Below are 18,508 nucleotides of genomic sequence, written 5' to 3' on the forward strand. Positions count from 1 at the left end.
GCATGCCCAATTCGAATCCCATCTCCGCTTGGAAGGCCCTGACCGAGGGTAACGAGCGGTTCGTGTCCGGTGTCCCGCTGCACCCCAGCCAGAGCATCGACCGCCGCACAGAGCTCGTCGGTGGCCAGAATCCGACGGCAGTGCTGTTCGGTTGCGGCGACTCCCGCGTGGCCGCCGAGATCATCTTCGACCAGGGTCTCGGCGACATGTTCGTCGTCCGGACCGCCGGCCACGTGATCGACAGCGCGGTTCTCGGTTCCATCGAGTACGCCGTCGAGATCCTGAACGTGCCGCTCGTCGTGATCCTCGGACACGACAGCTGCGGTGCCGTGAAGGCCACTGTGTCCGCGTTGGACAAGGGCGACGTCCCTCCGGGATTCATCCGCGACGTCGTCGAGCGGGTCACCCCGTCGGTCCTCATGGGCCGGAGCGAGGGGCTGACCCATCCCGACGAGCTCGAGGCACGCCACGTCGTCGAGACCGCCAAGCTCCTGATGCAGCGGTCCCGGATCATCGCTGATCGCGTCGAGGCCGGTCGTTGCGCCATCGTCGGCGTCACCTACACACTCTCCGACGGTCGCGTCAAGCTCCACAAGCACGTCGGCGACATCGGTGTGACGGTCGACTGACGCGACACGCCGACCTCGGTGTGGCCACGGCCCGAACCTGCACCTACCGTGTGAGTCGTGCTTCAACCGAACGGGCCGCTGCCCCCTGAGATCTACTGGCGCCGCCGCGCACTCGCCGTGGGTGTCGGCTTGGTCGTGCTGGCTCTGGTCGTGTGGCTGGTAATGGCACTGACCGGCGGCGGTGACGACCCCGAGCCGGAGAACACCGCCGCCGAGGTCACGTCGACGACGGCGACCACGACGACGTCCGCCGACGCCACCGCCGAGCCGGCCGCAGCCGGATCCGGCGGTGGGTCGTCGACGGGAACGTCGGCGGGAACGTCGGCGTCCGCCACGACCACCTCGAGCACGACCGCGACGCCGGTCGCCGCGGGGCAGTGCCCCGACCAGTCGCTGGCGGTTCGCGTGACCGCGGATCAGCCGAACTATCGCGTCGGCGACGAACCCGCGTTCACCATCGTCATCACCAACATCGGAACCGAGCAGTGCGAACGCGACCTCGGAGCCGGCCTGCAGCAGGTGCTGGTCTACAGCCTCGACGGGGCGACCCGATTCTGGTCGAACACCGACTGCTTCCCCGAGTCGACCGCGGACGTGCGCACGCTGGCTCCGGGTGACCAGGCGGCGTTCTCGGTGAAGTGGTCCGGCACCACGTCGGCGCCCGGCTGCCAGCAGCCGCGCGAACCGGTCGGTCCGGGCGCATACAGCGTCGTCGGCCAGCTCGGTGGGCTGCGCAGCACCCCGGAGCCGTTCAACGTCGCCTGAGCACAGCGACTCGGTCGCCCGAGGACAGCGTGTTCAGTCGTACGGTCCGTTGATGGACGCCTCCGCGAGACGTGACAGTCCTTCGCGGATGTACCGGGCCCAGAGGGCGCCGATGCCGTCGACGGACTGGATGTCCGCGGCGGTCGCCGCGAGCAGCCCCTGCAGGGTCCCGAACGATCCGACCAGCCGATGGATCTGCGCGGTCTGCAGCCGCGGCACCCGGTGCAGGACCCGGTATCCGCGCGGGCTCATCGCGGTGTCGAGAGCCTCGATCGTCCCCGGATATCCGAAGGCGCGGGCCAGGACCGTCAGGTCCAGCAGGTCGACGTCGGTCAGGTGTTCGAGGACCTCGAGGGTGCGTTCGACATCGGCGGACGACGGTGCCTCGGTTCCGGCGAGGTAGTCGCGGACGATGAGCTGGCGCGCCAGCTGGTTGTCGCCGACCAGTTCCTCGAGCTGCAGTGCCAGCTGCCGGCCGTCCGTGCCGAGTTCGAGCACGTCCTGTTCGATTTCCACCGACACGCGGTGCATCATCTCGAGGCGCTGGGCCACGGTAAGCGCGTCGCGCAGCGTCACGAAGTCCTCGATCTCGACCACGGACAGCTGGCGGGTGACCTCGTCCAGCCGCGCCTTGTATCGCTCGAGGGTCGCGACGGCCTGGTTGGCGCGCGACAGGATCGTCGCGGAATCGTTGATGACGTGCCGGTGGCCGGCCACGTACACACTCACGATGCTCATCGACTGGCTCACCGACACCACCGGATAACCGGTTTCGATCGCGGTGCGCTCGGCCGCGCGGTGCCGGGTCCCGGACTCGACGGTCGGGATGCGATGGTCGGGAACCAGCTGCACGTTGGCGCGCACGATGCGCGTTCCGTCGGTGGAGACGACGACGGCACCGTCCATCTTCGACAGTTCGCGCAGCCGGGTCGGGGCGAACTCGACGTCGAGTTCGAAACCGCCGTCGCACAGGGCCGCGACCCGCTCGTCGAAACCGAGGACGATCAGGCCGCCGGTGCGTCCGCGCAGGATCCGTTCGAGCCCGTCGCGCAGTGCCGTGCCGGGGGCGAGGCGGGCGATCGTGTCGCGCAGCGTCGCGGACGACACGTCGGACATACCTTGCTCCTCCCTCGGACGGCCCATGCGGCGGCAATCACAATTGCACGGTCTACCCGGCGGAGGCAGCCGATCGCGGAACTACATTACTGCGTCATGAGTAGCACCTGGACGTTGCCCGCTGACCTCGTACTTCCGGAGATTCCGGAGAACCATCCGCGGCCGGGTGAGGCACTGCCCCAGCACTGGAGCAAGTGCTTCGGCTGCGGTGACGACCAGCCGGGCGGACTGAAGATGCACTGCACGGTCGGGGAGGGGCTCGAGGTCCTCGGCCGCCTCGACGTCGCCACCTACTACCAGGGCGGACCGGGTTTCATCCACGGTGGCATCCTGACCAGCGCGTTCGACGAAGTTCAGGGCATGGCGTGCATGGTGTTGCAGCGGCCGGTCGTCACCGGTCATCTCCAGGTGGATTTCGCGCGGCCGATCCCGCTCGGTTCGGTGCTCGAGTTCCGCGCCCGGCTGGACGGCACGGTGCGCCGCAAGGTGTACACGAGCGCGGAGGTCCGCATCGTGGAGGGCCCGATGGCCGATCCCGACATCGTGGTCGCGACGTCCCGGGGGCTGTTCCTCACGGTCGGTGCCGAGCACTTCGACAAGGGCAAGGACTACGTCGACGGCGTCCCGGTCTCGCCGTACGGCACCTCGTCGGTGTAGCGCTACCTCGTCGGGCCGGCCCGGCTCAGTCCGGCAGGAGCGGCACGCCGGGGCGGTGATCGTGGCCGAGGAGCGTCGCGGACGTCAGGGACCCGGATCCGAAGCGGTTGTGCACGTCGTCGAGCACGGCGTCGAGGGCATGCCGGTCGATCGGCCGGTGTGTGACGACCTCGCCCGCGGCGTTGCCCCCTTGTTCGACGACGTCGTCGAACGGCAGTTCCAGCTGTTCGGTGTCCTCGTCGTCGAGATTGGTGACCGCGACACCCACGAGCGTCAGCCCGCGATCGGCGACGAGCGGCCACGCGGCATGCAGCAGGTCCAGGGCGGTGTCGCGGACGGTGTCGGTGCGCGCGGTCGCGACCGGCAGCGTGTGCGACCGGGTGATGCGCGTGTAGTCGGCGAAGCGCAGTCGCAGCACGACCGTGCGGCCGAGCCGATCGGCCGCCCGCATCCGCCGGGTCACCTTGTCGACGAGCAGCATGAGGGTCGCAGCCACGGAGTCCGGATCGTGGTAGCCGCGTCCGAGCGCGTGCTGGGCTCCCATCGAGCGGCGTCGTCGCCGGGTGCGGACGGTCCGGGGATCGACGCCGTTGGCCAGTGCGTGCAGGTGGCGGCCGGTGGCCTTCCCGAGCAGCGCCACCAGGTCGCTCTCACTGTGGCTCGCGACGTCGGCGACGCGGCGGATGCCGTGGGCGTGCAGCGTGGCGGCGGTGACCTTGCCGACGCCCCAGAGGCGTTCGACGGGCAGCGGATGCAGGAACTGCAGTTCGCCGTCCGGTGGCACGAGCAGCAGTCCGTCCGGTTTCGCGACGCCACTGGCGACCTTCGCGAGGAACTTCGTGCGCGCGACCCCGACGGTGATCGGCAGCCCGACCTGCTCGGCGACGTCGCGGCGCAGCCTTGTCGTGATCTCCAGGGGCGTGCCCGCGATTCGGCGCAGCCCGCCCACGTCGAGGAACGCCTCGTCGATGGAGATGCCCTCCACGATCGGGCTCGTCCGGTCGAAGACGGCGAACACGTCGCGGCTCGCGCGGGTGTAGGCGTCCATGCGCGGCGGCACCGAGATCAGGCCTGGGCACAGCGCGCGGGCGGCCCGTCCGGACATCGCCGTCTTGATCCCGTACGCCTTCGCCTCGTAGCTCGCGGCGAGCACGACCCCGCCGCCCACGACTACCGGCCGGCCCCGCAGCCACGGATCGTCGCGCTGCTCCACCGACGCGTAGAACGCGTCGAGGTCGGCGTGCAGGATCGTCGCATCGGACACGAACATATGTTCGCATCCGGCACCGACTAGCTCCGCAGCGCCGCCAGCGCCTGTCCGACGTTGCCCACCTCGGTCGCCTTCACCGACTTGGGCACGCCCTCGGTGCCGGGCGGGACCAGCGCGCGGGTGAAGCCGAGCCGGCCGGCCTCTGCGAGTCGCCGGCCCACGCCGGACACGCGCCGGACCTCACCGGCGAGCCCGACCTCGCCGAGCAGCACCGTGCCCGCCGGCAGCGGTTTCTCGCGCACCGCCGACGCGACCGCGAGTGCCAGGGCGAGGTCCGCGGACGGATCGGTGATCCGCATGCCGCCGACCGTCGACGCATAGACGTCGCACTTGCCCAGCGGGATCCTGCAGCGACGTTCCAGCACAGCGAGGACCATCGCGACCCGGGCGGAGTCGAGCCCGCTCACCGCCCGCCGCGGCGACGGGTTGTGGGTGGGCACCACCAGCGCCTGCAACTCACCGAGCATCGGACGCTTGCCGTCCATGGTCACGGTGATCGCGGTTCCGGCGACCTCCTCGGTGCGGTGCTGCAGGAACAGCCCGGACGGGTCGCTGACTCCGGCGATGCCGTCCTCGGACAGTTCGAAGCAGCCGACCTCGTCGGCGGCCCCGAAACGGTTCTTCACGCCGCGCACCATGCGCAGCGTCGAATGCTTGTCTCCTTCGAAGTGCAGCACGACGTCGACGAGATGCTCGAGCGATCGTGGCCCGGCGACCGCGCCGTCCTTGGTGACGTGACCGATGAGCAGCACCGGGACGCCGCTGGCCTTGGCGAGCGAGGTCAGCGCGCTGGTGACGGCCCGCACCTGGGTGACACCGCCGGAGACGCCTTCGACGTCGGCGGCGAGCATCGTCTGCACGGAGTCGACGACGAGCAGCGTCGGCTTCACCTGTTCGACGTGACCGAAGATCGTCGCGAGATCGGATTCGGCGGCGAGGAAGACCCGTTCGTGCACCGAACCGGTGCGATCGGCGCGCAGCCGCACCTGACCGGCGGATTCCTCGCCGGTGACGTAGAGCGAGCGGTCGTCGGGGCTGCGCTGTGCCCAGCGATGCACGACCTCGAGGAGCAGCGTGGATTTGCCGACGCCCGGTTCGCCGGCGAGCAGAACGACCGACCCCGGCACCACCCCGCCGCCGAGCACCCTGTCGAGTTCGGAGATGCCGGTCGGTTTGGCGTGCGTGGCCTTGCCGTCGACGAGCGTCAGCGGCGTCGCGGGTGTGGTCGGCAGGATCGCGGCGGCACCGGCGCGCGCCAGTGATGTTCCCGGGCGTGCGGCGACCGCGGCGGGAACGGCCGCTGTCTCGTCCATCGACCCCCACGTGCCGCACTCGGGGCAGCGCCCCACCCATTTCGCGACGGTGTGCGCGCAGTCGCTGCAACGGTAGATCGATTTCGTCTTGGCCACGGACTGCACGATAGAGGCGCGGACCGACACCGGACCTCCACCGAAACGAGGGCGGGGCCGGACGAGCAATGCTCGTCCGGCCCCGCCCTCGTGAGATCGGGTCAGTGGCTCTCGCCGACCACCGGAGACTTGTCGGACTCGTGCCGCTCCAGCTTCGGGCCCGCGTCGACGGGAACGCTGACGGTCACGTCGCCGGCCTCGGCGAACGTGAAGGTGACCGGGATGGTCAGGCCGGGGCGGACGCCCTCCTTCAGGCCGGTCAGCTCGACGGCGACGGGCACCGCGGTGTCGGGCTCCTCCTCGTCACCGGCCGGCTTCGGCGACTCGTCGACGACGAGTCCCTCGGCCTCGGCGGCCTGGGCAGGCGGAAGACCTGCGACGACGGAGCGTCCCGGCGGAATCTCGAGGTCGCCGACACCGGTCGCGGCGGCCGCGAAATCGGTGGAGATGCCGGTCAGCTTGTCCGGGGTGTACGGATCGAGGTTGACGATGCTGAAGCCGAGGGCGGCCTTGCCGCCGGGCTCGAGGGAGTACTCCTCGGAATCGGGGTAGATCACGTGCACATTGCGCAGTGCGATCTGGCCGACGTTGCCGCTGTTGCCGTTGATGGCCGCGACCTGGGTGGCGGTCTGGCTGATCTGGCCGGCGCCGCAAGCGGACAGAGTGAGCGCTGCCCCGGCGGCCAGGGCGAGAGCAGTCGCGACTCGGCGAGTCGGCGCGTTCAGAGCAGTCACGGGTTGTCCTCCACTCGAGTAAGGCTCGCAATCCACTAGGCAGAGTAGTAGTTGCCGGCGGCGCAGTCTTCCCCGGGGCCGTTCCGGCGGCACACCGACTGCACGGCGACGCGTACGCGCGCCCTGCGAATCATGATATTGGGCGGCCTGTGTCGGAAGTCACGAGATGCACGGAACCGGTTGCATGTCAAGCCCTACGCGCACGCGTCGGTGCCCCTGACCTGCGCCGTTGATGAGGGGCGAATGTGGTCGCGTGTTAAACTCGAAGAATCGAAAGGGGCACGGGACACATGATTTTCAAGGTCGGAGACACCGTCGTATACCCCCATCACGGTGCGGCGCTGATCGAAGCAATCGAAACACGCACCATCAAGGGTGAGCAGAAGGAATATCTGGTTCTGAAAGTCGCGCAGGGCGACCTGACCGTACGGGTACCTGCTGAAAACGCGGAATACGTCGGTGTTCGCGACGTCGTCGGGCAAGAAGGCCTCGACAAGGTTTTCCAGGTTCTGCGCGCACCACACACCGAAGAGCCGACCAACTGGTCGCGCCGATACAAGGCCAACCTCGAGAAGCTCGCATCCGGCGACGTGAACAAGGTCGCGGAAGTTGTGCGCGACCTGTGGCGTCGTGAGCAGGATCGCGGACTTTCCGCAGGTGAGAAGCGGATGCTCGCCAAGGCTCGGCAGATCCTCGTCGGTGAGCTCGCGCTCGCCGAGGGAACGGACGACGTCAAGGCGGAGACGCTGCTCGACGAGGTGCTCGCCGCCGCGTCCTGAGGCGTGGCAGCAGCGAACATCGAAAAACAGCAGTTGAACGATCGCAGCGGGCCGGTCGTCGGAATCATTCCGGCGGCCGGCCGCGGCGTACGTCTGGGGGAATCGCTTCCCAAGGCGTTCGTCGAACTCGGAGGCCGCACGATGCTCGACCGTGCGGTGCACACCATGATCGACTCCGGCGCGGTCGACCGCGTCGTGATCGTCGTGCCCGCCGAACTGGCCGGGACACCCGTCGACGAGCTCGTCGGGGCCGTCCCGGACGGACGCATCACGGTGGTCGCCGGTGGCGCGGAGCGCGCCGACTCGGTGCGGGCCGGCCTCGACGCCGCGGGCGACGCCCGATTCGTGCTCGTGCACGACGCGGCGCGGGCCCTGACCCCGCCGGACCTGTGCGTGCGGGTCGCGGGGGAACTGCGCGAGGGCAAGGACGCGGTGATTCCGGTCCTGCCGGTCGCCGACACCGTCAAGAGCATCGACACCGACGGGTGGGTCACCGGCACACCGGACCGGTCCACCCTGCGTGCGGTGCAGACTCCTCAGGGATTCGACATCGCGTTGCTGCGCCGGGCGAACGACGACGCCGGTGACGCCACCGACGACGCGGGCCTCGTCGAACGGCTCGGTGAGCGGGTGCACACCGTCGCCGGCGACCCTCTGGCCTTCAAGATAACGACGCCGTTGGACCTGGTCCTGGCCCGAGCGCTGCTCGAGTCGGAGACCGGAGCCCGGGAATCGGCCGAACGAGAACAGGAGCGTTAGCACCGTGCGAGTCGGTATCGGATCCGACGTCCATCCTGTCGAGGCAGGGAAACCGTGCTGGATGGCGGGGCTGCTGTTCGAGGGTGTCGACGGGTGCTCGGGCCATTCGGACGGTGATGTCGCAGCTCACGCGCTGTGCGATGCGTTGCTCTCCGCCGCGGGTCTCGGCGATCTCGGTTCCGTGTTCGGCACGGATCGGCCGGAGATGGCCGGGGCGAGCGGTGCGTCGATGCTCGCCGAGGTCCGGCGACTGCTCGACGCGAACGGTTTCACGATCGGGAACGCCGCGGTCCAGGTCATCGGGAATCGCCCGAAGATCGGGCCGCGTCGCGACGAGGCGCAGAGGGTCCTGTCCGACGTGCTCGGCGCCCCGGTATCGGTCTCGGCGACCACCACCGACGGGCTCGGCCTCACCGGCCGCGGCGAGGGTGTGGCGGCGATCGCGACTGCTCTGGTCCTGCCCCTCGAGACGGAACGGTAGGATCGCTGGTCGTGACCTTGCGCCTTTACGACACCGAAACGCGGGCCGTGCGGGATTTCGTCCCGCTGGTCCCCGGCCATGCCTCGGTGTACCTGTGTGGCGCCACCGTGCAGGGCGAACCCCATATCGGTCATGTGCGCAGTGGCGTCGCGTTCGACGTACTGCGTCGGTGGCTGTCCGCGCAAGGCCTGGACGTCGCTTTTGTGAGAAATGTCACAGATATCGACGACAAGATCCTCCGGAAGGCCGCCGAGGCGGGCCGCCCGTGGTGGGAGTGGAAGTCGACGTACGAGCGCGCCTTCAACCGCGCCTACGACGCCCTCGGAGTGCTGCCGCCGTCCGTGGAGCCCCGCGCGACCGGCCACATCACCCAGATGGTCGACCTGATGCAGCGGCTCATCGACGCGGGCCACGCCTACGCGGCCGACGGCAACGTCTACTTCGACGTGCTCAGCTACCCGGAGTACGGATCCCTGTCCGGGCACAAGCTCGAAGACGTCCACCAGGGCGAGAGCGCGGGCCAGGGCAAGCGCGACCCCCGCGACTTCACGATGTGGAAGGCCGAGAAGCCCGGTGAACCGTCCTGGCCGACCCCGTGGGGTCGCGGACGGCCGGGCTGGCACCTCGAGTGCTCGGCGATGGCCGGCTATTACCTCGGTGGCACCTTCGACATCCACTGCGGCGGCATGGACCTGGTGTTCCCGCACCACGAGAACGAGATCGCGCAGGCCAAGGCCGCGGGCGACGGCTTCGCGCGATACTGGCTGCACAACGGCTGGGTCACCATGGGCGGCGAGAAGATGTCCAAGTCGCTCGGCAACGTGTTGTCGATCCCGAACGTGCTGAAGCACGTCCGTCCGCAGGAACTGCGGTACTACCTGGGCAGTGCCCACTACCGTTCGATGCTCGAGTACTCCGATGCGGCACTGCAGGAGGCGGCCGCCGCCTACCGGGGCCTCGAATCGTTCGTGCTCAAGACCCGCGACCGCGCGGGCGACGTCCCGCTCGGGACCTGGACCGAGGCGTTCGCCGCGGCTCTCGACGACGACCTGGGTGTGCCGAAGGCGCTCGCCGAGATCCACGGCCGGCGCAGCGAGGGCAACAAGGCGCTCGACGCGGGCGACCTCGACGCCGCCGTGCACATCGCGGGCCAGGTCCGCGCGATGCTCGGCGTCCTCGGTCTCGACCCGCTCGATCCGCACTGGCTGGAGCAGTCCTGCGACGAATCCGCGGCGCTCGCTGCACTCGATGTGCTCGTCGCCGCCGAACTCGAGCGGCGTCAGCTCGCGCGCGCGGAGAAGAACTGGGCGGTCGCCGACGAAGTGCGCGACCGGATGGCGAAGGCGGGCATCGAAGTGACCGATACGCCGAACGGACCCGAGTGGTCCTTGAAAGCAGGGCAGTGATGGCTGGCAATTCTCAGCGCCGCGGAGCAGTCCGCAAGGGCGGAAGCAAGAAGGGGCAGGTCGTCGGCTCCGGCGGTCAGCGACGCCGTGGTCTCGAGGGTCGCGGCGCGACCCCGAAGGCCGAGGACCGGCCGTACCATCCCGCTGCCCGGCGTGCGCGTGCCGCCGCGAAGAACGCCGACCAGCGCGGCGGTGGCGGAGGTCGCCGACCGGCCGGCCGGAAGGCCGAGGACGGTCCGGAAATGGTGCTCGGCCGTAACCCGGTCGTCGAGTGCCTGCGGGCCGGTGTGCCCGCGACCGCGCTGTACGTCGCGCTCGGCGCCGAGTCCGACGAGCGGCTCAAGGAAGCCGTCCAGCGCGCCGCCGAGACGGGGATCTCGATCCTCGAGGTGCAGCGCAGCGAGCTCGACCGGCTCACCGCGAACGGCATGCACCAGGGCATCGGTCTCCAGGTGCCGCCGTACCGGTACGCGCACCCGGACGATCTGATCGCGGCTGCCCGCGACAACCACGAGCGGCCGCTGCTGGTGGCGCTCGACAACATCTCCGACCCGCGCAACCTCGGTGCCGTCATCCGCTCGGTCGCCGCATTCGGTGGGCACGGCGTGGTCATCCCGCAGCGCCGCAGCGCGTCGGTGACGGCCGTCGCGTGGCGTACCAGCGCCGGTGCCGCGGCGCGGCTTCCCGTCGCGCGGGCCACGAACCTGACGCGGACCCTCAAGGACTGGCAGTCCCAGGGTGTGCGGGTCGTGGGTCTCGACGCGGGTGGCGACACGAGCCTCGACGACTTCGACGGCACCGATCCGGTCGTGGTCGTCGTCGGTTCCGAGGGCAAGGGCCTGTCGCGCCTCGTCCGCGAGACGTGCGATTCGATCCTGTCGATCCCGATGGCCGGCGACGTCGAGTCGCTCAATGCGTCGGTCGCGGCGGGCGTCGTCCTCGCCGACATCGCGCGTCAGCGCCGCAAGTGACACGGCGACGGTGACGGGTTCGCCCCGTCACCGTGCGCGATGGAACCGGATGTGGTGTCCCGGCCGCAGTTGCGCCGCGATGTGCACGTCCTCGGGCACGACGACAGCGATCACCGGATAGTCGCCGACGGCGGGATGGTCCGCGAGCAGCAGGATGGGATGCCCGTCCCGGGGAACCTGGATCGCTCCCGCGACCGTCGGCTCGCCGGCGAACCTGTCCCGGCCGGCCCGGTGCAGGGGCCCCGGTCCGTGCAGGCGGATTCCGCGGCGATCGAGTTCCGGTGTGACCGACCAGATCTCCCTGGTCAGTGCTTCGACCGCTCCGGGTGTGAACCAGTGTTCCTGGGGTCCGCGACGGACCCGCAGCACGGCCGGTTCGGGCGTCTCGGCGGGCGGCGGAATCTGCACTTCCGTCGGCAGCTCCGCGGCGAGTCCCCCCACGAGCAGGCGGTCCCCGGCGCGCACGGGCGCCGGGCCGACCCCGGACAGCGTGTCGGTGGCGCGGCTGCCGAGCACCTCCGGCACGTCGATGCCGCCGCGCACCCCCACATACGTGCGTAATCCCTCCGACGGGGCGCCGAGTGTGAGGACATCACCGTCGTTCAGGCGCAGCATCGCGTAGTCGCCCTTCGGCCGGCCGTTCACCGCGACCGCGACCCGGGCGCCGGTGACCGCGACGATCGTCGGCCCGATACTGCGGATCTCGAGCCCGCCGACGGTCACCTCGAGGGTTGCGGCAGCCGGGTCGTTGCCGACGAGGCGGTTCGCTGCGTCGTGCGAGGTGAGGTCCGCCGCACCGGATTCGGAGATCCCGGCCTCGGCGTCCCCGGCGCGTCCACGATCCTGGATCGTGGTCAGAGCTCCGCTGCGAACGATCTCGAGCCAAGCCATACCGAGATTCTCGCGCACCGGGCCGTCCGGTGCCCGGGGTTTCGTCAGGGCCGGCCGTACCCCCCTCCGCCCGGTGTTTCGACGACCAGGACGTCGCCCGGCCCGACGTCCACCGAATCGCACCCGGCCATCTCGGTCACCGAGCCGTCGGCGCGTTCGATCCGGTTCGCGCCGAGCGACCCCGGCTCGCCGCCGGCCATGCCGTAGGGCGGAACACGCCGGTGCCCGGACAGGGTGCTGACGGTCATCGGCTCGAGGAACCGGATCCGCCGGGTGCCGCCGTCACCGCCGTGCCGGCGACCGCGACCGCCGCTGCCCGCACGGATCGAGTACTCCTCGAGCAGCACCGGCAGCCGCCATTCGAAGACCTCCGGGTCGGTGAGCCGCGAGTTCGTCATGTGCGTCTGGACCACCGAAGTGCCGTCGAAGCCGTCGCCCGCGCCGGATCCCGAGCCGAGCGTCTCGTAGTACTGGTGCCGCGCGTTGCCGAAGGTAACGTTGTTCATCGTGCCGGCGCCCTCGGCCTGCACCCGCAGCGCCGCGTAGAGCGCGCCGGTCACGGCCTGTGAGGTCTCGACGTTCCCCGCGACCACCGCGGCCGGGTACTCGGGCGCGAGCATCGACCCCTCCGGGATGACGATGTGCAGCGGGCGCAGGCATCCGTCGTTGAGTGGGATGTCGTCCGCGACGAGTGTCCGGAACACGTACAGCACCGCAGCACGCGCCACCGCCGTCGGCGCGTTGAAGTTCGTCGGCAGCTGGACGGAGGTTCCGGTGAAATCGATCGTCGCCGAACGTGATTCGCGGTCGACGGTGACGCGGACCTCGATCACCGCACCCGAATCCGTCTCGTACCGGTAGTGCCCGTCCTCGAGCCGGTCGACGACGCGGCGCACCTCCTCCTCGGCGTTGTCCTGCACGTGCCGCATGTAGGCCTGCACGACGTCGAGTCCGAAGTGCTCGATCATCCGGCCGACCTCGGTGACGCCACGCGCGTTCGCGGCGACCTGGGCGCGCAGATCCGCGAGGTTCGTGTCGGGATTGCGCGACGGATACGGCCCGGAGGTGAGGAGTTCCCGCGTCTCGTCGGTGCGGAAGTTGCCGTTCTCGACGAGCAGCCAGTTGTCGAACAGCACGCCCTCCTCACGGATGTCGCGGCTGCCCGCCGGCATCGAACCCGGTGTCAGGCCGCCGATCTCGGCGTGGTGCCCGCGCGATGCGACGTGGAACAGGATGGTGTCGCCGTCGGCATCGAACACCGGGGTGATGACCGTGACGTCCGGCAGGTGGGTGCCGCCGTGGTACGGATCGTTGACGGCGTACACATCGCCCGGCTTCATCGAACCCGCTCGGCGCCGCACGACCTCCTGGACGCTGGTGCCCATGGACCCGAGATGCACCGGGATGTGCGGGGCGTTCGCGATGAGATTGCCGTCCGGATCGAACAGCGCGCACGAGAAGTCCAGTCGCTCTTTGATGTTGACGGACTGAGCGGTGGATTCGAGGGTGGTACCCATCTGTTCGGCGATCGACATGAACAGGTTGTTGAAGATTTCCAGCAGCACCGGGTCGGCCTCGGTGCCGACGTCCGCGCCGGCGAGAGCCGCGAGCCGTTCGAGTACCAGATGACCGTGATCGGACAGCGTTGCCCGCCAGCCGTTCTCGACGACGGTGGTGGACAGGTCCTCGGCGACGATCGCGGGGCCGGCGACCTCGGTGCCGGGTGTCAGATGCTCGCGCCGGTACAACGGCACTTCGCGCCACGCACCGTCGACGAACATCCTCACCCGGGCGGGAGGCTGCTCGCCGCGGGCGTCGGCACTGCCGAGACCGGTCAGATCGGGACGGCGGGTCAACCCGGCGGCCTCGATCGCGACCGCGTCGACGATCAGCGGCCGGTCCATGAGGAACGAATACGTGCGCCGGTGTATCGCCTCGAACTCCGAGGTCATCGTCGCCGGGTCGGCCAGCGGTACCGGCACCGACGTGTCGGTCCCGTCGTACCGCAGATGCGCGGACCGGCTCACCACGATCCGGTCGTCGGGGATGTCCTCGTCCCGCAGCTCCGCACGGGCGTCGGCCTCCAGCTCGCCGGCGACAGCGTGCAGCCGGGGCATCGCCTCGTCGGACAGTTCGACGACGACGGACTGCTCGCGCATCGCGGCGGTGTCGGCCAGGCCCATTCCGAGAGCGGAGAGCACACCGGCCAGCGGCGGCACCAGCACCGTACGGATGCCGAGCACATCGGCGACCGCGCAGGCGTGCTGGCCGCCCGCCCCGCCGAATGTGGTCAGCGCGTACTCGGTGACGTCGTGCCCCTTCTGCACCGAGATCTTCTTGACCGCGTTCGCCATGTTCGAGACCGCGATCTGCAGGAAGCCCTCGGCGACCTGCTCCGGGGAACGGTCGTCGCCGGTGGCGGTGCGGATCTCCGCGGCGAGGTCGGTGAATCGGGCACGCACCGTGTCGCTGTCGAGGGGCTGGTCGCCGCCCGGACCGAACACGTGCGGGAAGTGCTCGGGCTGGACGCGACCCAGCATCACGTTGGCGTCGGTGACCGTCAGCGGCCCGCCGTTCCGGTAGGACGCCGGACCGGGATCGGCACCCGCCGAATCGGGACCGACCCGGTAGCGGCTGCCGTCGAAGTGCAGAATCGACCCGCCGCCGGCGGCGACGGTGTGGATGTCCATCATCGGTGCGCGCAGCCGCACACCCGCGACGACGGTGTCGAACACCCGCTCGTACTCACCGGCATAGTGCGACACGTCGGTGGACGTGCCGCCCATGTCGAAGCCGACGACCTTCCCGAACCCGGCGATCTCCGACATGCGGGTCATGCCCACGATGCCGCCGGCCGGCCCGGACAGGATGGCGTCCTTGCCGCGGAAGTGCTGCGCCTCGGTCAGGCCGCCGTTGGACTGCATGAACATCAGCCGCACCCCGGGCAGTTGCTCGGCGACACGGTCGACGTAGTTGCGCAGCACCGGGGACAGGTAGGCGTCGACGACAGCGGTGTCGCCGCGCGGCACCACCTTCATCAAGGGGCTGGCGACCGCGGACAGCGAGATCTGGCCGAAGCCGATCTTCTCGGCGAGTTCCCCGACCGCGCGTTCGTGCTCGGGATACAGGTGGCTGTGCATGCAGACGACCGCGACCGAGTCGATGCCGTCCGCGTGTGCGGCGCGCAATTCCGGTTCGAGCGCGTCGAGGTCGGGGGCCCGCAGCACGGTCCCGTCGGCGCGGACCCGTTCGTCCACCTCGATCACCCGCTCGTACAGCAGTTCGGGCAGCACGATGTTGCGGTCGAAGATGCGCGGCCGGTTCTGGTAGCCGATGCGCAGGGCGTCGCGGAAGCCGGCGGTGATCACCAGCGCCGTGCGCACACCCTTGCGTTCGAGCAGTGCGTTCGTCGCGACGGTGGTGCCCATGCGGACCTGCTCGACGAGATCGGCGCCGACGGGTGCGTCCTCGGGCACGCCGAGCAGCACGCGGATACCCGCCACGGCAGCATCACGGTAGCGGGACGGATTCTCCGACAGCAGTTTGTGGGTGACCAGCGTGCCGTCGGGTCGCCGGCCGACGACGTCGGTGAAGGTGCCCCCACGGTCGATCCAGAATTCCCACCGCCCGGTCCCGGGGTTCTGCTTGTCTGCCGTGTCCTCCGTCGCCATGAAAGGAGCGTATCGACTCCGATCAGGCGGGCCCGACCTCAGTGTGCGGCGACCGCTCGGCCCGCGCCCCGCCGCTGCCGGGCCGACCCGACGAACCGGCACACCAGGTAGATGACGAAGGCGATCGCGGTGATGAAGCTCGAGACGGGCACGCCCGGTGCGAGCGCCAGCAGGATGCCGCCGACCGCGGCGAGTTCCGCGAACACCACCGCCAGGGCCGTTGCGGCGAGCGGGCTGCTCGCGATCCGCGCGGCCGCCGCCGCGGGCGTGATGAGCAGGGCCATCACCAGCAGCGCGCCGACGATCTGCACCCCGAGCGCGGCGGTGATGCCGACCAGCACCGCGAACACGATCGACAGCGCCCGGACCGGGACACCGCGCGCGGCGGCGACCTCGGGGTCGGTGCTCGCGAACAGCAACGGCCGGTAGATGAAGAGCAGCGTGCCGACGACGACCACGGCGCAGACGGCCAGCACCGCGATCCCGGTGCCGCCGGGCGCGACGATCTGGCCGGTGAGCAGGGAGAACGCGGCGCCGGTGCGGCCGTCGTAGGCCCACAGCAGCAGCACGGCCAGGCCCAGCCCGAAGGCCATGACCACGCCGATCACCGAGTCGCGTTCGCGGGCGCGGGTGCCGAGGATGCCGAACAGGATCGCCGCGACGACGGCGCCGAAGACCGCGCCGATCCCGACCGAGACGCCGATGAGCAGCGCCGCGGCGGCGCCCGTCAGCGACAGTTCGGACGTGCCGTGCACCGAGAACGCCATCTGCCGGCTCACGATCAGCGGGCCGATGATGCCCGCGAGCAGACCGAGGATCGCACCGGCGAGCAGCGCCTGCTGCACGAAGTCGTACTGCAGCAACTCGACGGTGTCCTGCCAGTCGAACATGCGGCTCATCGCGTCGGAGAACTTGCTGCTCATCAGTGATCCTCGTGATGGTCGTGATGGACGCCCTCGCCGGGGCGCAGGCCGCCGGCGCTGCCGAGCGCATCGATGGCGTCGCCGGTGCCGACGACGACGAGGCGGCCGCGCATCTCGAGGACTTCCACGTCGGTGCGGTACAGCTCCGACAGCACCTCGGAGGTCATGACCTCGGCGGGGGTGCCGATGCGGAACTGGCCGTCGACCAGGTAGAGGACGCGGTCGACGAGCGGCAGGATCGGGTTGATCTCGTGGGTGACGAACAGCACGGCGGTGTCGTGGTCGCGGCGACGCCGGTCGATGAGGGCGGACACCAGGTGCTGGTTGGCCAGATCGAGGCTGAGCAGCGGTTCGTCGCACAGCAGGACACGCGGGTCGCCGACGAGTGCCTGCGCGATGCGCAGCCGCTGCTGCTCTCCGCCGGACAGCGAACCGATCGGGGCGTTCGCGTAGGACTCGGCCCCGACCTGGGCGATCGCGGCGTCCACCGCGGTGCGCCGCGTCTTCCAGAAACGCACCCCCGTACCCCACCGGTGCCCGTCGACACCGAGGCCGACGAGGTCGCGGCCGCGGAGCGGCACACCTTCGTCGAGCGACTTCTGCTGCGGCACGTACCCGACGTGCGAGTTCCCGGTCCTCGCCGGGGTACCGGCGATGGTGGCGGTGCCCGCGCTGAGTGGAAGCTGGCCGAGCAGGACCTTGAGCAGCGACGACTTCCCGGCACCGTTGGGTCCGAGTACCGCGACGAACTCGCCGGGTTGGACGGTCAGATCGAGGTTCTCCCACAGCGTGCGTTCGCCGAACGCCAACCGCGCGTTACTCAGTTCTACGGCGGGTTCTACGGAGGGGGAACGGTCGGGGTTGTGTGTGCTCACCGGATTCCGTGTTTCTCGAGCGGGCGGATCAGGCCGGGGTGCCGAGTGCGGCGGCCAGCTTCTCGACGGTGCCGGTCTGCCACTGGACGTAGTCGACGCCCTCGGGCAGCGTCTCGAACACCTCCACGACCGGGATGCCGGCCTGTTCCGCGGCCTTGCGCATCTCGAGGCTGACCTTGTCCTCGGTCTGCGGGTTGTAGATCAGAGCCCGGACCTGCTTGTCCAGCAGCAGCTGGCGGGTGGCGGCGATGGACGCGGGGGAGGGATCGGTGCCGTTCTCGACGGCGTTGGTGAAGTCGGCGGGGGTGAGATCGTTCAGCGTCGCCGCGAGGACCAGGTAGTGCGCGATCGGTTCGGTCTGCGCGATCGGTGCCTGCGGGTGCTCGGCCGCGACGGCCGCGATGCCGTCGGAGACCTCATGCAACCGGGTGTGGAACGCCTCGGCGTTGGCGCGATAGACGTCCGCACCTTCGGGATCGAGTTCTGCGAGGCGGTCGGCGACGGAGTGGGCGACGGCGTCGGCGGTCGCGAGGTCGTACCAGACGTGCTCGTTCACGCCGCCGTGGTCGTGGCCCTCGTGGCCGTCCTCGCTGTGGCTCTCGGTGGCGTGGCTGTCCTCTCGGTGGCCCTCGGCTTCGTGGCCTTCGTCTTCGTGGCCCTCGTCGTGCGCTTCGTCGTCACCGGTCGCCGCGGTGTTCCCACCGGTTGTCTCCGCTCCGTGCGCGTGCCCGTCGTGCAGGTCGCTGTTCTCGCCGGACTCGAACAGGGCGAAGGCGTCGACGGTCGCCGCACCGGTGTTCGTGGCCTCGAGGACGTCGTCGACGAACTGGTCGTAGCCGCCGCCGTTGTAGACGACGAGCGACGCGTCGCTGATCGCCGCCGCGTCGGTCGGGCTGGCCTCGTAGGAATGGGGGTCTGCGGACGGCTCCGTGATCAGGGACCGGACCTCGATGCGGTCGCCCGCGACGGCCTGTGCGACCGAACCCCACACGTTCGTCGATGCGACGACCTTGATCTCGTTCGAATCCGTGTCGCCGGTCGAGCCGCACGCGGTCAGGCTCAGTGCGGTAGCGCAGGCGAGGGCTGCGGCGGCGGTGGCGGCACGCGTGCGGGGGGACAGTCGCACTGATCCTTCTCCTGGATTCGACGTCGGGCGTGTCCGCGGGAGGCAA

The 18,508-nt window shown here is 70.0% G+C and carries 17 protein-coding genes; 8 read left to right on the plus strand and 9 right to left on the minus strand.

The features are described 5' to 3' along the window. The first annotated feature begins 2 nt into the window (after positions 1 to 2). Both ACWDTS_RS16885 and ACWDTS_RS16890 read left to right on the plus strand, forming a co-directional pair. A complete protein-coding gene (locus ACWDTS_RS16885) occupies positions 3 to 629 on the plus strand; it encodes a carbonic anhydrase (RefSeq protein WP_197252302.1) in 627 nt (208 codons plus the stop codon). Between the two features lie 57 nt (positions 630 to 686). Beyond that, positions 687 to 1,394, plus strand: coding sequence for a hypothetical protein (locus ACWDTS_RS16890; RefSeq protein WP_197252301.1), 708 nt, complete (start codon positions 687 to 689; stop codon positions 1,392 to 1,394). A gap of 33 nt (positions 1,395 to 1,427) precedes the next feature. Here the strand turns inward: ACWDTS_RS16890 and disA are convergent, their stop codons facing one another. Further along, positions 1,428 to 2,510: a DNA integrity scanning diadenylate cyclase DisA gene (gene disA / locus ACWDTS_RS16895; protein WP_197252300.1), complete on the minus strand. Its 1,083-nt coding sequence runs from the start codon at positions 2,508 to 2,510 to the stop codon at positions 1,428 to 1,430. Between the two features lie 96 nt (positions 2,511 to 2,606). On the opposite strand from disA, the gene ACWDTS_RS16900 reads away from it, so the two are divergent. Then, complete coding sequence (locus tag ACWDTS_RS16900; RefSeq protein WP_248675799.1) at positions 2,607 to 3,167, plus strand: PaaI family thioesterase; 561 nt, start codon at positions 2,607 to 2,609, stop codon at positions 3,165 to 3,167. Positions 3,168 to 3,192: 25 nt separating this feature from the next. Here ACWDTS_RS16900 and dinB read toward each other — a convergent pair whose 3' ends face one another. From dinB to ACWDTS_RS16915, 3 genes are all read right to left on the minus strand, one after another. Then, entirely contained in the window at positions 3,193 to 4,437 is a 1,245-nt protein-coding gene (gene dinB / locus ACWDTS_RS16905) for a DNA polymerase IV (protein WP_450118647.1), read from the minus strand. 20 nt (positions 4,438 to 4,457) lie between these two features. Further along, positions 4,458 to 5,846: a DNA repair protein RadA gene (gene radA, locus ACWDTS_RS16910; RefSeq protein WP_248675797.1), complete on the minus strand. Its 1,389-nt coding sequence runs from the start codon at positions 5,844 to 5,846 to the stop codon at positions 4,458 to 4,460. A gap of 101 nt (positions 5,847 to 5,947) precedes the next feature. Then, the gene (locus tag ACWDTS_RS16915; RefSeq protein WP_197250926.1) at positions 5,948 to 6,580 is read right to left on the minus strand and encodes a copper chaperone PCu(A)C; all 633 of its coding nucleotides are present in this window, start codon (positions 6,578 to 6,580) and stop codon (positions 5,948 to 5,950) included. A gap of 290 nt (positions 6,581 to 6,870) precedes the next feature. Here ACWDTS_RS16915 and carD point away from each other — a divergent pair, with 290 nt between their 5' ends. The 5 genes from carD to rlmB are packed head-to-tail and all read left to right on the plus strand — an operon-like array spanning position 6,871 to position 10,976. Continuing rightward, positions 6,871 to 7,359: an RNA polymerase-binding transcription factor CarD gene (carD, locus tag ACWDTS_RS16920; RefSeq protein WP_068155544.1), complete on the plus strand. Its 489-nt coding sequence runs from the start codon at positions 6,871 to 6,873 to the stop codon at positions 7,357 to 7,359. Between the two features lie 33 nt (positions 7,360 to 7,392). Next, positions 7,393 to 8,118, plus strand: a complete 726-nt coding sequence (gene ispD, locus ACWDTS_RS16925; RefSeq protein ID WP_197250937.1) for a 2-C-methyl-D-erythritol 4-phosphate cytidylyltransferase — start codon at positions 7,393 to 7,395, stop codon at positions 8,116 to 8,118. Positions 8,119 to 8,122: 4 nt separating this feature from the next. Beyond that, a complete protein-coding gene (gene ispF, locus ACWDTS_RS16930; protein ID WP_248675796.1) occupies positions 8,123 to 8,599 on the plus strand; it encodes a 2-C-methyl-D-erythritol 2,4-cyclodiphosphate synthase in 477 nt (158 codons plus the stop codon). Between the two features lie 11 nt (positions 8,600 to 8,610). After that, positions 8,611 to 10,005 carry a cysteine--tRNA ligase gene (gene cysS, locus ACWDTS_RS16935; protein ID WP_450118648.1) on the plus strand — a complete coding sequence of 465 codons (1,395 nt, stop codon included), beginning with the start codon at positions 8,611 to 8,613 and terminating at the stop codon, positions 10,003 to 10,005. Then, on the plus strand, positions 10,005 to 10,976 hold the full coding sequence (gene rlmB, locus ACWDTS_RS16940) for a 23S rRNA (guanosine(2251)-2'-O)-methyltransferase RlmB (protein WP_450118649.1): 972 nt from the start codon (positions 10,005 to 10,007) through the stop codon (positions 10,974 to 10,976). The genes cysS and rlmB overlap by 1 nt, the downstream gene beginning before the upstream one ends. A gap of 27 nt (positions 10,977 to 11,003) precedes the next feature. On the opposite strand, the gene ACWDTS_RS16945 is transcribed toward rlmB, so the two are convergent. The 5 genes from ACWDTS_RS16945 to ACWDTS_RS16965 are packed head-to-tail and all read right to left on the minus strand — an operon-like array spanning position 11,004 to position 18,462. Continuing rightward, positions 11,004 to 11,867: a 5-oxoprolinase subunit C family protein gene (locus tag ACWDTS_RS16945; RefSeq protein WP_197250930.1), complete on the minus strand. Its 864-nt coding sequence runs from the start codon at positions 11,865 to 11,867 to the stop codon at positions 11,004 to 11,006. A 44-nt stretch (positions 11,868 to 11,911) separates the two neighbouring features. Next, on the minus strand, positions 11,912 to 15,538 hold the full coding sequence (locus ACWDTS_RS16950) for a hydantoinase B/oxoprolinase family protein (protein WP_450118650.1): 3,627 nt from the start codon (positions 15,536 to 15,538) through the stop codon (positions 11,912 to 11,914). Between the two features lie 38 nt (positions 15,539 to 15,576). Then, on the minus strand, positions 15,577 to 16,461 hold the full coding sequence (locus ACWDTS_RS16955) for a metal ABC transporter permease (protein WP_248676258.1): 885 nt from the start codon (positions 16,459 to 16,461) through the stop codon (positions 15,577 to 15,579). Next, entirely contained in the window at positions 16,461 to 17,336 is an 876-nt protein-coding gene (locus ACWDTS_RS16960; RefSeq protein ID WP_450118651.1) for a metal ABC transporter ATP-binding protein, read from the minus strand. The genes ACWDTS_RS16955 and ACWDTS_RS16960 overlap by 1 nt, the downstream gene beginning before the upstream one ends. Before the next feature lie 28 nt (positions 17,337 to 17,364). Beyond that, on the minus strand, positions 17,365 to 18,462 hold the full coding sequence (locus ACWDTS_RS16965; protein ID WP_450118652.1) for a metal ABC transporter solute-binding protein, Zn/Mn family: 1,098 nt from the start codon (positions 18,460 to 18,462) through the stop codon (positions 17,365 to 17,367). Positions 18,463 to 18,508: the final 46 nt, after the last annotated feature.

Source organism: Rhodococcus sp. NPDC003383 (assembly GCF_053589115.1).

Coding starts and splice junctions, on each gene's coding strand:
- ACWDTS_RS16900 (WP_248675799.1), top strand. CDS start 2,607: ATGAGTAGCACCTGGACGTTGCCCGCTGACCTCGTACTTCCGGAGATT.
- ACWDTS_RS16945 (WP_197250930.1), bottom strand. CDS start 11,867: ATGGCTTGGCTCGAGATCGTTCGCAGCGGAGCTCTGACCACGATCCAG.
- ACWDTS_RS16885 (WP_197252302.1), top strand. CDS start 3: ATGCCCAATTCGAATCCCATCTCCGCTTGGAAGGCCCTGACCGAGGGT.
- dinB (WP_450118647.1), bottom strand. CDS start 4,437: ATGTTCGTGTCCGATGCGACGATCCTGCACGCCGACCTCGACGCGTTC.
- carD (WP_068155544.1), top strand. CDS start 6,871: ATGATTTTCAAGGTCGGAGACACCGTCGTATACCCCCATCACGGTGCG.
- disA (WP_197252300.1), bottom strand. CDS start 2,510: ATGTCCGACGTGTCGTCCGCGACGCTGCGCGACACGATCGCCCGCCTC.
- rlmB (WP_450118649.1), top strand. CDS start 10,005: ATGGCTGGCAATTCTCAGCGCCGCGGAGCAGTCCGCAAGGGCGGAAGC.
- ACWDTS_RS16950 (WP_450118650.1), bottom strand. CDS start 15,538: ATGGCGACGGAGGACACGGCAGACAAGCAGAACCCCGGGACCGGGCGG.
- ACWDTS_RS16955 (WP_248676258.1), bottom strand. CDS start 16,461: ATGAGCAGCAAGTTCTCCGACGCGATGAGCCGCATGTTCGACTGGCAG.